The following is a 14567-nucleotide window of genomic DNA, read 5'->3' as shown; positions in this document are numbered from 1 at the left end:
CGGTAGACTTGGCGGGATGCGTCACCTACATAAGGTCGGTAGACGACTTTTGCCATGATGCACGGAGATTGATCGCCGATGGGGAACTCCCTTCTTTCCATTCTTGTCCTCGCGGGCATAGCCATTTTTCTGATCCTGCGCCTGCGCAGTGTTTTGGGGACTCGCGAAGGTTTCGAAAAACCCCGTGCGGAATTTCCTGGGCCTGAGGAGGCCACGCAGGTCAAGCGCGATTTCGAGGTGATCGAAGGCGGTGTGGACCATGACATTGTCGACAATGTCGAAGCCGGCACGCGTGCCGCCGAGAATCTAGCCGCGATCAAACGCGTCGAGCCCTCGTTCAGCGTGGCCGAGTTTCTTTCCGGTGCCCGCGGTGCCTATGAGATGATCCTCATGGCTTTCGAACATGACGATCTCGACAGTATCAAGGACTTCCTTTCCGAGGATGTCCATGAGGCTTTCGCCTCAGTGGTGGCCGACCGCCAGGCCAAAGGCCTGACCATCGAGAGCCAGTTCGTTGGTCTGCGCGAACTGCAGATCATAGATGCCGATTTTGACCGCGCCAGCGATGAGGCGGAAATCAAGATCCGCTTCGTTGGCGAAACGACGTCTGTCGTGCGCAATGCCCAAGGGGATATTGTCGAAGGTGACGCCAAGGATATCAAACGGCAAAAGGACATCTGGACCTTTGCCCGCGTGCTTGGTTCCAACGATCCGAACTGGCAACTCGTCGCCACCGGTGCCTGATGTGGAAACGAATGGCAGGCACTGCGGTTGCAGGTTTGCTGGCCCTGACCGCGCCGGCATCATCTCAGGATGATCTCATGGCGCGCGTCCTTTCCTTCGATGAGCTGAACGGCTGGGCTGCGGATGATCAATCCGCCGCCCTTTCCGTTTTTGCCGAGACCTGCGATCTGATCGAGGGGGCAGAATGGCCACAGCTCTGTGCGCTTGCCAAACAGGCCCCCAATGCCCGCAGTTTTTTCGAATTGTTCTTTCGGCCGGTGCTGATCGAAGACGGGCAAGAGCCGCTTTTCACCGGCTATTTCGAACCGGAACTGCGGGGGTCGCGGTCTCAGACGGCCCGCTATCGCTACCCGCTCTATCGTCTGCCTCCCGATGTCGTTTCCGGCGCACCTTACCTGTCGCGTCAGGATATTTCCGATGGCGCGCTCGCCGGTCGAGACCTTGAGATTGCCTGGGTCGATGATCCGGTCGAGCTGTTTTTCCTTCAGGTACAAGGGTCAGGCCGGATCAGGTTGGAAAACGGCTCGGTGATGCGTATCGGCTATGCCGGCCACAACGGCCGAAACTATCGTTCCATCGGACAGGAGCTGATCCGCCGCGGTATTTACGATGCGCATCAGGTCTCCGCAAAAGTCATCCAGAACTGGGTGCGGCGCAACCCGGTCGAGGGCGATGCGCTTTTGAATACCAACCCCTCCTATGTGTTCTTTCGGGAACTCCCGAGCCTGTCCGCAGACAAGGGGCCGATTGGTGCCATGCATCGTTCGATCACGCCGATGCGCACGATCGCGGTCGATCCGAAATTCACCCCCCTGGGGGCGCCCGTTTGGATTGAAAAAGACGGTGCGGAACCCTTGCAGCGCTTGATGATCGCACAGGATACCGGATCCGCGATCAAGGGCGCGCAACGCGCCGATATCTTTTTCGGTTCGGGCCATTTTGCCGGAGATCAGGCCGGAAAAATCCGCGATCCGGGACGGATGATCGTGCTCATGCCGATCCAGCTTGCCTATGCTTTTGAGGAAAGGGTGGAAGGGTGAGCCGGCGCAAAAAGACCCTGTCCGGGGAAGACAAGGATCTTTGGGACTCCGTGCGCAAGACCACGACGCCGCTGCACCCCAACCGACCGGCGGCCCCCCTTGCCCGGCCTGAAAAGCCAGGGATACCGGAGGTGAAACCGGTACAGCGGAAAGCACCGGGGAAACCCTCGCTCAACCTGGATCTCGAAATCGGGCGTCATGCAGCGACAGCCTCCCGCGCCCATGATCTCGCCCCGACGATTTCGGATCATTTGACGCAGGCGCCAATGCGCATGGACCGCAAGAAATTCGGCAAGATGCGCAAGGGGCAATTGGTGCCCGAGGCCCGGATCGACCTGCATGGCATGACGCTGGCCCAGGCGCATCCGGCGCTGACGCGGTTCATCCTCAATTCCTGGGCGATGGAGCGGCGGCTGGTTTTGGTGATCACCGGCAAGGGCAAGCATCGCGACGAAGGCGGACCGATCCCGGTGCGCAAGGGCGTGTTGAAACATCAGGTGCCGCATTGGCTGCACAGCTCGCCTTTGCGCGAGGCGGTGTTGCAGGTCTCCGAGGCCCATCTCAAACATGGCGGCACAGGAGCCTATTACGTCTACCTGCGCCGCCAAAAATGAATAATACGTCGATTACAGCATGTAACGGCTGACATCCGTGGTCTTGGCCAGCTGGTCGACATGGGCATGGACATAGGCGGCGTCGACGGTAATCTCGGCGCCGGATTTGTCGGGAGCTTCAAAAGACAGCTCCTCGAACACCCGCTCCATGATCGTGTAAAGCCGCCGTGCACCAATGTTTTCGACCGTGCTGTTCACCTCGGCGGCGAGCTTGGCGATCGCGGCGATGCCGTCTTCGGCGAATGTCACCTTGACCTCTTCCGTCTCCATCAGCGCCGTGTATTGCAGCGTGAGCGCATTGTCGGTCTCCGTCAGGATGCGGACGAAATCGCCCTCTTCCAGCGCGCGAAGTTCGACGCGGATCGGCAGGCGGCCCTGAAGCTCCGGCAGCAGATCCGACGGTTTGGCGATATGGAACGCGCCAGAGGCGATGAACAGGATGTGGTCGGTTTTCACCGGGCCATATTTGGTCGACACGGTGGTGCCCTCGATCAGCGGCAGCAGATCGCGCTGCACCCCTTCACGGGACACATCGCCACCGCGCGCGTCCGAGCGGGCACAGACCTTGTCGATCTCGTCGAGGAACACGATGCCGTTTTCTTCGACCGCCTTGAGCGCCGCGCGGGTGACCGTCTCGTCATCCAGAAGCTTGTCGGCCTCTTCATTGACCAGAACCTCATAGCTGTCCGCGACGCTCATGCGTTTCTTGACGGTCCGGCCGCCAAAGCCCTTGAGCAGATCGCCCAGGTTCATCATTCCGCCACCCATCTGCGGCTGGCCGGGAATCTCGAACATGCCCGTCGGCGTTGCGCTGTCCTGCAGCTCCAATTCGATCACCGTGTTGTCGAGCTCGCCACTGCGCAGCTTCTTGCGGAACATCTCGCGGGTCTGTTCGCGGGCGTCCGAGCCGGCGATCACTTCGATCACGCGTTCCTCGGCGGCGGCTTCGGCCTTCGCCTTCACATCCTCGCGCATGTATTCGCGGGTCTGGGTGATTGCGCCATCGACGAGATCTCGCACGATCTGTTCGACGTCGCGACCGACATAGCCGACCTCGGTGAATTTCGTCGCTTCCACCTTGACGAAGGGGGCCTTGGCGAGTTTCGCCAGACGGCGGGAAATCTCGGTCTTACCGACGCCGGTGGGCCCGATCATCAGGATGTTCTTCGGATAAACCTCATCGCGCAGCTCGTCGGAGAGCTGCTTGCGGCGCCAGCGATTGCGCAGCGCCACGGCGACCGCGCGCTTGGCGTCTTTCTGGCCGATGATGAAACGGTCCAGTTCGGATACGATTTCACGGGGAGTCAGGTCAGTCATGTCGAAATCTTCTCAACCGTCAGGTTGCCATTGGTGTAAACGCAAATGTCGGAGGCGATGGCCATCGCTGCGCGGGCGATCTCTTCGGCAGATTTTTCTGTCTCCATGAGGCCGCGCGCGGCTGCGAGTGCGAAATTGCCGCCTGAACCAATGGCCGCAATGTCATGTTCGGGCTCCAGCACGTCGCCGGCGCCGGTCACCACCAAGAGCGCATCGCCATCTGTGACGATCAGCATGGCCTCGAGTTTCGAGAGATATTTGTCGGTGCGCCAGTCTTTCGCCAGTTCGACACAGGCCCGTGCCAGTTGACCCGGCGTGGCTTCCAACTTGGCTTCGAGCCGTTCCAGAAGCGTGAAGGCATCGGCGGTGGAACCGGCAAATCCACAGACCACCTCGCGCCCTCCGGGGCTCAACCGCCGCACTTTGCGAGCCGTGCCCTTGATCACGGTCTGACCGAGACTCACCTGCCCGTCGCCGGCAACCACAACCTCACCACCGCGCCGCACGCCGATGATCGTCGTGCCATGCCAGCCGGGGAATTCTTCTTTCGACATTCGGATTTCCTTTCGCTTGGCCCTCTATATGTGACCATGGCGGGTCCTGTGCAACCGGCGCATGAAAAAGGGCGCCCTGAGGCGCCCCAATTCACGTCATCCCAATCGGGATCAGGATTCTTCGGCGATCCAGTTGGCGAGAGCCGCTTTCGGGGCTGCGCCGATCTTGGCAGAGACGACTTCGCCGCCTTTGAACATGAACAGGGCCGGGATCGAACGAACACCGAATTGTGCCGGCGCGTTCGGGTTTTCATCGACGTTCACCTTGGCGATCTTCACCTTGCCGTCGAGCTCCTTGGCCAGTTCTTCGAGCGACGGGCCGATCTGTTTACACGGGCCGCACCATTCGGCCCAAAAATCGACCACAACGGGGATATCGGATTCGAGGACTTCGGACGAGAACGTGTCGTCGCTGACTTGGACGGTTGCCATAGGGCTTCTCCTGAATGCTGTAACTTGAGCGAAAATCTAGGGCGTGTGCCCGTGGCGGTCAAGATGTGGCGGTACGACGCAATGCAGACATCACGATGTCGAGAGACACCGGTTGCAGCTTTGCCGTTTTCGTCCACAGGATCGCCACCTCGATCTCGCGCTCCGGGTAAATCTCCCGACAGGCCGTCGCATAGGCACCGAGCTGACGCAGCAGCCCTTCCGGGATGTCCTCCGGGCGATCCGGCACGATGGCATTCGATTTGTAATCGACGATCCGGACGCGGTCCGGCGACACGATGAGCCGATCGATGATGCCGCTCAGAGACTTGCCGAAAAGCTGCGACGTATAAGGGACTTCGGCCAGAGAGCCCGGCCCGAAAATATCCCAGTCATATCGTCCGCCGATCACCGACAAAGCCTCTTCGATCAGTTCGGGGATCTCATCGTCAAGCGCGGGATCTTCTCCACGCGTGAGCAGGAAGCGGGCGACATCTTCCCGCTCTTTCGCTGCAATTTCCGGCAAGAGCTCGATCAGCAGATGTAATTGCCGACCACGCCGCATGGCCACGTCCTTATCCAGGAGCGCGGCTTCACCGGGCAAAGCCTTTGCACCACCGAGATCCGAGGGGCTTATCCTCTCCACTGTCGTGTCCGGCGGAATGGCGGGCGAGTGGCACCAATGCGGCAGGAGGGTTGCGGCCTTTTCTGTGTTGTCTTTTCCTGCGCCGCTGTCGGGCCAGGTGCCGTGCGCATAGCGTCGCCCCAAAGTGCCGGCAAGTTCACAGGCCTCTGTCGGCAAGGTTTCCAAGCCTTTCCGGATCAGATCGTACCATGTGTCCGGTTTCTCCTCGCCCGCACCACAGACCACGAGCCATTTTTCCGCCCGGGTCATCGCCACATAGAGCAATCGCCGATCTTCTTCCAAATCTGCCTGTTTCAGCCGGTTCAGGGTCGAATTTGTCAGATCGGAGCGCTGTTCCTTCGCGCCTTTCCAGATCAACTGTCCGGGCGCAGGCTCGATGAATTCCTCGCGCGTCTCGCGCAGCGGTTTCAACGTGTCGGGCAGGATCACGATCGGTGCCTCGAGCCCTTTCGAGCCATGCGCCGACATCACCCGCACCAGATTGGAATTCTCGTCGAGCACGCGTTTGAGCTGGATCTCTTGCGCTTCGAGCCAGGCCAGAAACCCGGTGAGACTCGGCGTCTCGCCGGTTTCATAGGCGCGGGCCTGATGCAGCAGCGCGTCCAATCCGTCCTCGGCTTCCTTGCCCAATCGCGCGATGAATTTGCGCCGGCCGTCATGGCGGATGAGCACCCTTTCGATCAGATCGTAAGGGCGCAGGAAGTCGGAGACCTGCCGCAGATCCTCAAGGATTTCGAAGGTCTCGGGCCAGTCCGCGCGCCGCTCATAAAGCGCCCGCCAGAGCGTGATCGTGGTGCGCCCATGTGCGAGCTGATAGAGATCGCGTTCCGACCAGTTGAACAGCGGTGATTTCAGCACTTCGGCCAGCGCAAGATCGTCATCCTGCAGCGACAGAAAGGCCAGAAGCGACGAGATATCCTTGACCGCCATCTCGTCGCCAAGCGTCATCCGATCGGCGCCGGCCACGGGAATGCGGGCGGGATGAGATTTCAGACTGCGCAGAATGCGCCCGAACAATTCCGAACGGCTGCGCACCAAGATCAGGATATCGCCGGGCTCGACCGCCCTGCCCGCACCATTCTTGCCCGGCAAGGCGCCATTCTCAAGCAGATCGGCGACGAATTCCGTGACCCGCCGCGCCAGCCGGGCGTTGTGATGTTCCGGGCGGATGATATCGACCGGATCTTCCCAGTTTTCGGGATCATCTTCCGTGGCTTCCGGCTCTTCCAGAGACCAGAGGTCGACACGCCCGGGGATGTCCTCGAAAAACGCGATATGTTCCGGCGCCCCCCCGACCCCGACCCCGTCGCTCTGTGCGAAAACCGCGTCGGTGGCGCTCAGGATCGCGGGCGAGGAGCGGAAGGAGTATTGCAGCGCGAGGTCTTGTAGCGGTTGCTCCACGGCACCGAGTTGTGCGCCGAAATGACCTTTCATCAGGTCGAAGGCTTCCGGCGCTGCCCCCTGGAAGGAATAGATCGATTGCTTGTGATCGCCGACGACAAAGATGGTGCGGGTGACATCCGCACGGGCTCCCTCGCCCGCGGTGAACTCACCGGCCAGAAGCTGCACGACGCGCCATTGGTCCGGGCTGGTGTCCTGGGCCTCGTCAACCAGAATATGATCGATGCCGCCGTCCAACCGGTAGAGCACCCATTGCGACACGTTGGAGATCGACAAAAGATCGCGCGCGCGGCGGATCATATCGTCGAAATCCAGAAGCCCGAGTTGGGCCTTGCGTTCGAGATAGGGCGGCAAGACCTCCTGTGCCAGGCGATGCAGCGTTTCGGTTTTGCGCGCGTCCAACAGGCCCGAAAGCCTGGGCCGCACCGCCTCGATCCGCTTCATGAAGGCCTCGAGCCGATGAAACGCCTCCGGATGCGCGTCGATCAGCTTGCGGGTCGGCAGGCTGGCATATTGCGCGTAGAATTTCGATTGAAACGGTGTCTTGCTTTTTTCACCGGCCAGAAGCCGGTTGCAGCAGTCGTGAACCAGCGCCAAATCAGGCTCTAATCCAGCCCAATTTCGGAAAATTGGTGCCAGTTTCTGATCGGCCTTGCTCGATCCCTCCATCAAGATGGCGGCGTCGCGAAACATCTCTGCCTCGCCGCCGAGGAAGACGTCCCCCAGAAGCAACTCTTCGGAATATCCCTCCGGCAGATCGAACCAGGACCAGATCTCCGAGCGGCCCCGCGCCGGTATGAGCAACTCGCGCTTGGCGATGAGTTTCTCGGCGAGATCGGTCAGATCGAGATCGCTGACATAGGCGGCCGCAGCATCGATCACTTCGCGTTTCGGGCCAAGCGCGATCTCCTCGAGAATATCCGCGAGCATTTGACGCGACTGGCGCGGATCCATTTCCTTGAACTGCGGCGACACGCCGGCTTCGAGCGGAAAGCGCCGCAACAAGGCGCTACAAAACGAGTGGATCGTTTGGATTTTCAACCCGCCCGGTGTCTCGATCGCCCGGGCAAAGAGCGTCCGGGCCTGACGCAACACATCGCTGTCGAGCGCCTTGTCCGGCGCCAGAGCGGTCAGCTCCTTGATCAGATCCGGATCGGGCAGCATGGCCCAATCGCCCAGGCGTTTGAACAGCCGGTTCTGCATCTCGGCGGCGGCGGCCTTGGTATAGGTCAGACAGAGGATGTGTTGCGGCGGCGTGCCATCGAGCAACAGTCGCGCCACCCGATCCGTCAGCACCTTGGTCTTGCCCGACCCGGCATTTGCCGAGACCCAGGTGGAGACATCGGGGCGCGCGGCCATGATCTGACGGCGGGTGGCTTCGTTCATCTCAGTCATGCCAGATCCTCCGGCACCGGCTCATCCGAATCGGTCCATTCGCCATAGCGCGACAGATGTTCGAAATCGGTCGTGTACCGCACAGAGGCCATCATGCGCCGCGCCGAATAGCCCTGTTCCACCGTGTCGTAGGCCTTGATCAAATCGGCGAGGCGTTTGCGGATCTTCACGTCCTCTCCGGGCTCCAACGGCAGCGTGGTGTCGGTGAGTTTCGTGCCGAGACCGAGATAGGCAATTTTCGACACATGCCCCCTGGGCACGTCGTCGAAGCCGCCGGCCTCCATCATCGCCGCCTCGAGATGCAGCTGAATGTTGAAATAGCGGGTTTGTTTCTCGCTCGGCGGCGAGCCGGATTTATAGTCATAAATGGCGAAAGTTCCGTCCTCGAGCCGGTCGATCCGATCCGCTTTGCAGGTCAGCGAGAAATCCACCTCGGGGATATGCATCGCGCCCTTGGCCTCGATCCCGGCAGGCTGGCCTTCGGTCAGCAAGGCGCTCTCGCGTTGAATGATCTGACTGGCGACGCGCCGGATGCGACCGAGCCAGACACGTCTTGCCGAAGGCCAGGCCACTTCGCGTTCGAGCACATCTTCGGCCACGGAGAGAAACCGTGCGACCGCAGCCTCATGGGACTCATCGGCAATCTGCGACAGATAGGCTTCCATGATCGCATGAAGCGCGGTGCCACGTTCGCGCACGTCGGGGTCGCGGCTCAACGGATCGAGTTTGCTCAGGCGCAGGATACGGCTGGCGTAGATATCATAAGGATCGCGGATCAGGGTCTCGATCCGGGTCACTGAAAGCTGTCGCGGACGCGCCTCGACGGGCGGGCGCGGGCTCGGGCGTCTGGCCGCAGGAAGGGTAAAATCGGGTCTGTCGATCTCTTCGGCCAGATCGATCCACTTTTGACCGCGCTCCCGCATGGCCGCGAGTGCGGCACGCCCCTCGTCCGACATGCCCGCCATGAGATTGGTGAGACGAATGAGCCAGCGCGAGGCCACGGTCTCCGCCTCGGCATCGCGTTTGGCCCGGGTTATCACCACGTCGGGCGCGCCGATCGCCTGTTGAAAATCATGTGCCGCGAGCCCCGTCGATTGTTCCGGCGACAAAAGTCCGGCCTGCTTGCGCATATCGCGGCTGAACCAGGGGTCCTGACCAACGGATTGTGGCCAGACCGTTTCGTTCAACCCGCCGAGAATGACCAGATCGGCATTGAGTGCGCGGGCTTCCAAGGTGCCCCAGATCATGATTTCCGGGTGTTTCGGTTCCGGGTCGCGCGCGATGCCGCGGCCCAAGACGGCCCGAAACAGATCGGCGAATTCCAGCACGGTGAGCGTACCACCATGCTCCGCCTCTTGTCGCAGATCGTGAATCAGCCGCAGCACCTCTCGCCCGGCATTTTGCGCCCAGAGCTCGCTGTCGTCTTCGCCTTTCGGGCCCTTGACCAGAATGGCGCCCAGCTCGACAAGGTGATCGACATGTTGGCCAAGCGGGCGCTCCTGTGCCTCGGTCAAAACCTCTTTCACATCCGCGACCCAACCGGCCCAGTGATAGCGCGCGTCTTTGTCCTCCTTGTCCTCGCCCGATTTGATGGCCCAATGCAGCAGGTCGTCGCGCTCGGGAAAGGCCGGGCCGTGGCGGCGCAGATGAACCTCGAGCTCACGGGTCCACAACAGGTGATACCCCCGGCCCTCATCGCCTTCGGAGCCTCGCGCCGAGAGCGGATGTTTCAACAGCACCAGAAGGTCTTCGGCGGACAGGCTTTGCCCCATGAAGCCGACCAGATGCCGGAGCAATCGCCCCGGCGGAGTCTGGTTGAGCGGGATGCCGGCACTGTCATCGGGAGCAATGTCCCAACGGTCCAGAAGCGCCGTCACGCGGCGGGCCAAATCGCGATCGGGGGTGATCAAAGCCGCTTTCTTGCCGGTCTCGGCCGCGTGACGCAGGATCAGCGCCACGGCATTGGATTCGATCCGCATATCCGGAGCTTCGATGAGGCTCAGCGCCTCTGTCGCTGTCTCGACATCCTTGAAGGCCGGACCTTCGCGCATCCATTGATCCGTCACCGGTGCTGGGCGCAAAGCCAGGGAGATCAGCCGGTTTCGGATCGCATTCGGGGGCTGAACCTCGTCCCATGGCGCAATTTCTCTCGGCGAGATGCCGAGCCTCTCGCCGATACGCGCCATGCGTTCCTGCGGATGCTCAAAGGCGGCATGATCCGGGGTGCGGATCGCGTTCCAGACCGATCCCGACATGTCGAAATCGACGCCGGGCAGGATCACGGCGCCGTTGGGCAGCCGGGCGACAAGCGACATGAAACGGGCTGTCGTACCGCGTGAGCCGGTCGAGCCGGCGACGAGGATCGGATGATCCGGCGGGCTCTTTGCCCATTGCGCTTCCAACCGATCCACGATCTGGCGCAGGCGATCTTCCGGGCTCGGGGTGCGGGCGACTTCAGGTCCGAAAAATTCGAAAATGATCGACAGGAATTGCAGCGATTTCTGCCAGTGCCCCGAGGCATCCTGAACCTTCAGATTGCGAATATCCTCCGGGGTGACGCCCTCGTCCTGCATCTCGGACAGAAGCTGTGCAAGACTGTCGGAGAGATCGAATACAGAAGAGCGAATGGCGAATTGCGGCTCCTGACGGAGGAAATGCCGCACCAGTTGTGACAGTTCCAGTCGCCGACGCAAGCTGCTGACCGGCACCGGCAGGTCCATGAATCCCGGATCAAGCCCGATCTCGGTCAGCAGACGGGTTCTTGGCAGGAAACGTGTCTTCCCCGTCTCAAAGGCCACCTGAATGTCCTTCTTCATTCGCGAGGTGTTCACAAAGATTTCCGTCTTTGCCAGTACTTCCGGCGGCATGCCGTCGAGCCGTCGCAACAACCCGTGTGCGATGGCATCGGGATAGTTGGTGCCGCAGGGCACGCCGAACAATCCGGGCTTTCCCGCTGATGCGAACATCAGACCTCCCTCAACATGGCTTCCGCCACGTCTATACCATCAGGATGCCCGACATCACACCAGTGACCGGGATAGGTCACGCCATAGATACGACCCAGCTCAAACAGCTTTTCCCAGACGAGGTTGAGCGAGAAATGACGCGCTTCGATCTCGGCCAGCGGAGCGGTCTTGATGATTTGCGCGCCGGTGTAGATGTAGCTCTGTCCGCGCGAGATTTGCCCGCTCTCACCCAGATCGAAATCGCCCTTGCCCAGATGGGCATGCACGCGGGATTTCGGCGCGATAAGCAAAAGCGCGTCCATGATCTCGGGTTGCCAGGCTTGGGCGAGCACCTTGGAAGCCTGTGGACCTTTCCAGACCGCGTCGGTGTTCATGGTGAAAACGCTGTCACCATTGAGCAGCGGCAGCGCGTTCTTCAAGCCACCGCCGGTTTCCAGCAACTCTGGTTCGAAAACAGTCTCTAATCCAGCCAAATTCAGGTGCTTCTCCAACTGATCTGGCAGGTAGTGCAGATTGGCGACCCGGGTCTCGACCCCGTCGAGCTGGGCCAGAGCATGATCGACCAACGGTTGGCCCGCGACCTCGATCATCGGCTTCGGACGGGTTTCCGTCAGCTCTTTCATGCGCGTGCCGCGGCCGGCGCAGAAGATCATTGCAGAGTTGGGATGGTGCCGCATTTTGCCTTCAGGATGTTGAGTGATGCTTGCGTTGGTTCCGGGAGATGGCGTCGGACGATGGCGGCCAGATCGCCGAGTTCGGGATGGTCGAGATCGCGTTGCAAATGCCCCCAGACCCGGGGGATCAGGTCGACATAATGCGGTTTCCCGAAATGCAGCGACATCCGACCGAAAATCATCAGAATGCGCAGGTTGCGCTGGACCGAACAGATCGCCGCGTCGCGCGAGAAATCAGAGGGGTTTAGGCCCAGTCCAGCGACGAAACGGTCCATGCAACGGGATTGAATTGCCTCGGGCACATCGCGTCGCGCATCGGTGGTCAGCGAGATCAGATCATAGGCGACGGGACCCAGCATGGCGTCCTGAAAATCCAGCAGCCCGACCTTTGCCGGACCGCCACGATCGGGCAACCACAGCAGATTCTGGGCATGATAATCACGCAGGATCGTGGTCTGACCGGGGCCGAGTGCGGAGAGAAGCGGGTTTAGCACGGACCGGGCCTCTTCGCATGCATCACCCATGGCCTGCCCAAGGATCGGTTCGGCATACCAGCGGTAACAGGACAGGGCGAGATCCGACATCAGCGGGCCGTACTCGGCGAGCCCTTCCATCGCCGGGGCCTGTGCCAATGCCACCAAGACATCGACCGCAGCATCGTAGAGCGCCGGCTCGAGCGACGCGTCGCGGGCACAGACCTGATCATAAAGATCATTGCCGAAGTCTTCGAGAATGAGAAAACCCTGTTCTTCATCGGCGGCGTAGATGTCCGGTGCCGAGAGAGACAAGTTGCGCAGATAGGCGGCGACTTTCAGAAAAGGGCGCACATCTTCACCGGCATCGGGTGGCGCATCCATCAGGATGGCCGTGCGACCAGAGGTCGGATCGGTCAGGCGAAAATAGCGGCGGCGGGAGGCATCCCCGGCAAGAGCCGTGGTCTGCGTGCCGGCCCAGTCGGTGGTGGAGACGAAGGTCTCCAGAGCTTGAGCGCGGTCATCTGCGGCGCTTGGCGCGCCAGGTCGGGAAGTCACGGAGGTGAGCCTTTCGGATCGAACGAGTGTCGCCCGACTTTAGGCGGCCACGCGCCGGACACAAGGTCTCCTGTGACCGGCCGCGCAGTTGGGAGCGGCTCACATCTCGACGTAATGGCTGCTGCTGGCTTGGGGTCTGAGTACAGGGCGCATGGTCTGGGTGCGGGATTCCGGCATGAAACCGACAAGCGTCTGGCCGTTGGGCATCGGCACGAAGCGGCAGTTCAGCCGACGACCATCCCAGAGCCGGGTCTGGCCGATCCATTCGTTGCGCTCGCCGCTGGCGCGGACGAAATCGCGGATATTGTCCCAAAGCGGCGTCGGGGCGCATTTGGCGTTCCAGACGCGGGTGGCGTCCGAAATGCTGATCTCTGCACTGTCGTTCTTCCGGGTCACGTTCCACAGGCTGGTATAGGCAGAGTTGGACATGACCATATGCCCGTCGCTGGCAAACACCGCGATGGCTTCCGAGAGGCTGTCGAGCACGGCCTGCCCGGTTTCGATTTCCGAGCGGAACCGACGGGTCAGGGACATTTCGGCGGAGATATCCTCGAACAGGAAGGCAATGGCGCCATCCGGATGCGGACGACCGGAGACGCGATAGGTCTTGTCGCCGGGCAGGGTCCAGATCTCCTCGTAAGTGCCGTCTTCGGCGGCGTTCTCCAGTTCGGCCATTTCATGGCGCCAGGATTTGTAATCCTTGGGTTCCGGCATCATCTGGCTGTCGCGCAGACGGTCGAGAAATGTGGTGAGCGCCGGACGGGTGATCAGGAATTCGGCGGAGAGAGTCGTCAGATCCGAGAGCGCCGGATTGAACAGCGCCAGCTGACGATTGCGGTCGAACACTGCCAGACCGATGGTGAGGTGGGAAAATGTCTTGGTCAGGGTCTGGGTGAATTCGCGCAGGGTTTCCTCGGCTTTCACCGTGCGATCGGCAGAGTTCGCCGTGTAGAGCGTGGTCTTGCCGAGCTTGTAGCGGAACACGTCATACCAATGATCTTCGCCAGCGGCATCTTTCAGACGCAGACGGCGGGATTCCTTGCTTCCGGCATTGGCCAGAAGTTGGGTATTGAACAGCGAGACCGGCGGCCAGCTTTGGGTTTCCGCCTCGTCAGAGAGGCTGTCTGCGAGCGACATATAGGCGCTGTTGGCCCAGGTGATGGTGTCGTCTTCGTTTTCGCGCCAGACCAGAAAGGGAACATGTTCGGTGGTGGCGCGCAGGGTTTCGAGTTCCTGCTCCATCGCCATCAGCGAATGCCGGTCGAGATCGAGATGGGCCTGTTCGGTTTCCCGGTCGAACAGGGTCAGCCGGGCCAGGCCGTTGCGCCATTCGCATTTCATCACGGCGCTTTCGTCCCGGGATTCGATGGCCATGCTGCCGCAATCCGCCAGTTCCGAAATATCACGCTGCAGGGTCGGGAATTTGGAGATCATCACCGACAGCAGCCGGGACCAGTCGGAACCGACATTCGCCGCGGCTGCCATGATGCTCTGTGCCGCGGGGGTGGCGTTCACCAGCTTTTCGTCATCAAAGAGAAAGACGATGTCATTGTCCTGAGAACTCAGGGTGATCGCCACATCGTGATCCTTGCGGGATGCCAGCCAGGCGAGACCGTAAAGCGCAAAGAAGGCAGCCCCGAGGCTACCCAGGGCGAGCGTGGCGAGTGTGAACAGAAGCTCCGGTGACATTGTGATTCCCATCAGAATAGGCGCGATTGCGATGGGTTCAGTTTGAGTAAGCTTGGTTAACGCACCG

At 61.0% G+C, this 14567-nt stretch carries 11 protein-coding genes; 3 read left to right on the top strand and 8 right to left on the bottom strand.

Features of this window, described 5'->3' with window-relative positions; all coding sequences use genetic code 11:
- Positions 1 to 78: 78 nt before the first annotated feature.
- The 3 genes from BM151_RS12200 to BM151_RS12190 are packed head-to-tail and all read left to right on the top strand — an operon-like array spanning position 79 to position 2398.
- Entirely contained in the window at positions 79 to 744 is a 666-nt protein-coding gene (locus tag BM151_RS12200) for a Tim44/TimA family putative adaptor protein (RefSeq protein WP_090060996.1), read from the top strand.
- Complete coding sequence (mltA, locus tag BM151_RS12195; RefSeq protein WP_090060995.1) at positions 744 to 1784, top strand: murein transglycosylase A; 1041 nt, start codon at positions 744 to 746, stop codon at positions 1782 to 1784. The genes BM151_RS12200 and mltA overlap by 1 nt, the downstream gene beginning before the upstream one ends.
- On the top strand, positions 1781 to 2398 hold the full coding sequence (locus tag BM151_RS12190; protein ID WP_090060994.1) for a Smr/MutS family protein: 618 nt from the start codon (positions 1781 to 1783) through the stop codon (positions 2396 to 2398). Before mltA ends, BM151_RS12190 begins: the two co-directional genes overlap by 4 nt.
- 12 nt (positions 2399 to 2410) lie before the next feature.
- On the opposite strand, the gene hslU is transcribed toward BM151_RS12190, so the two are convergent.
- The 8 genes from hslU to BM151_RS12150 all read right to left on the bottom strand — a co-directional run bounded on the left by hslU (position 2411) and on the right by BM151_RS12150 (position 14500).
- Positions 2411 to 3715 (bottom strand): ATP-dependent protease ATPase subunit HslU, encoded by a 1305-nt coding sequence (hslU, locus tag BM151_RS12185; protein ID WP_090060993.1) that lies wholly within the window; start codon positions 3713 to 3715, stop codon positions 2411 to 2413.
- Positions 3712 to 4269 (bottom strand): ATP-dependent protease subunit HslV, encoded by a 558-nt coding sequence (hslV, locus tag BM151_RS12180; protein ID WP_090060992.1) that lies wholly within the window; start codon positions 4267 to 4269, stop codon positions 3712 to 3714. Before hslV ends, hslU begins: the two co-directional genes overlap by 4 nt.
- 111 nt (positions 4270 to 4380) lie before the next feature.
- On the bottom strand, positions 4381 to 4701 hold the full coding sequence (trxA, locus tag BM151_RS12175) for a thioredoxin (RefSeq protein WP_090060991.1): 321 nt from the start codon (positions 4699 to 4701) through the stop codon (positions 4381 to 4383).
- A gap of 58 nt (positions 4702 to 4759) precedes the next feature.
- Positions 4760 to 8140: a double-strand break repair helicase AddA gene (addA, locus tag BM151_RS12170; RefSeq protein ID WP_090060990.1), complete on the bottom strand. Its 3381-nt coding sequence runs from the start codon at positions 8138 to 8140 to the stop codon at positions 4760 to 4762.
- Entirely contained in the window at positions 8137 to 11106 is a 2970-nt protein-coding gene (gene addB, locus BM151_RS12165; protein ID WP_090060989.1) for a double-strand break repair protein AddB, read from the bottom strand. Before addB ends, addA begins: the two co-directional genes overlap by 4 nt.
- Positions 11106 to 11729: a nucleotidyltransferase family protein gene (locus BM151_RS12160; protein WP_342714567.1), complete on the bottom strand. Its 624-nt coding sequence runs from the start codon at positions 11727 to 11729 to the stop codon at positions 11106 to 11108. Before BM151_RS12160 ends, addB begins: the two co-directional genes overlap by 1 nt.
- Positions 11730 to 11755: 26 nt before the next feature.
- Positions 11756 to 12811 carry an aminoglycoside phosphotransferase family protein gene (locus tag BM151_RS12155; RefSeq protein WP_245781194.1) on the bottom strand — a complete coding sequence of 352 codons (1056 nt, stop codon included), beginning with the start codon at positions 12809 to 12811 and terminating at the stop codon, positions 11756 to 11758.
- Between the two features lie 99 nt (positions 12812 to 12910).
- Complete coding sequence (locus BM151_RS12150; RefSeq protein ID WP_177213126.1) at positions 12911 to 14500, bottom strand: PAS-domain containing protein; 1590 nt, start codon at positions 14498 to 14500, stop codon at positions 12911 to 12913.
- Between the last annotated feature and the right edge of the window lie 67 nt (positions 14501 to 14567).

This window comes from Celeribacter neptunius (assembly GCF_900113955.1).
Lineage (GTDB): Bacteria > Pseudomonadota > Alphaproteobacteria > Rhodobacterales > Rhodobacteraceae > Celeribacter > Celeribacter neptunius.
Note: the sequence above shows the minus strand (reverse complement) of the source record. Positions and strands in the feature narration are given on the sequence as shown.

Coding starts and splice junctions, on each gene's coding strand:
- addA (WP_090060990.1), bottom strand. CDS start 8,140: ATGACTGAGATGAACGAAGCCACCCGCCGTCAGATCATGGCCGCGCGC.
- mltA (WP_090060995.1), top strand. CDS start 744: ATGTGGAAACGAATGGCAGGCACTGCGGTTGCAGGTTTGCTGGCCCTG.
- addB (WP_090060989.1), bottom strand. CDS start 11,106: ATGTTCGCATCAGCGGGAAAGCCCGGATTGTTCGGCGTGCCCTGCGGC.
- BM151_RS12160 (WP_342714567.1), bottom strand. CDS start 11,729: ATGAAAGAGCTGACGGAAACCCGTCCGAAGCCGATGATCGAGGTCGCG.
- trxA (WP_090060991.1), bottom strand. CDS start 4,701: ATGGCAACCGTCCAAGTCAGCGACGACACGTTCTCGTCCGAAGTCCTC.
- hslV (WP_090060992.1), bottom strand. CDS start 4,269: ATGTCGAAAGAAGAATTCCCCGGCTGGCATGGCACGACGATCATCGGC.
- hslU (WP_090060993.1), bottom strand. CDS start 3,715: ATGACTGACCTGACTCCCCGTGAAATCGTATCCGAACTGGACCGTTTC.
- BM151_RS12200 (WP_090060996.1), top strand. CDS start 79: ATGGGGAACTCCCTTCTTTCCATTCTTGTCCTCGCGGGCATAGCCATT.
- BM151_RS12150 (WP_177213126.1), bottom strand. CDS start 14,500: ATGTCACCGGAGCTTCTGTTCACACTCGCCACGCTCGCCCTGGGTAGC.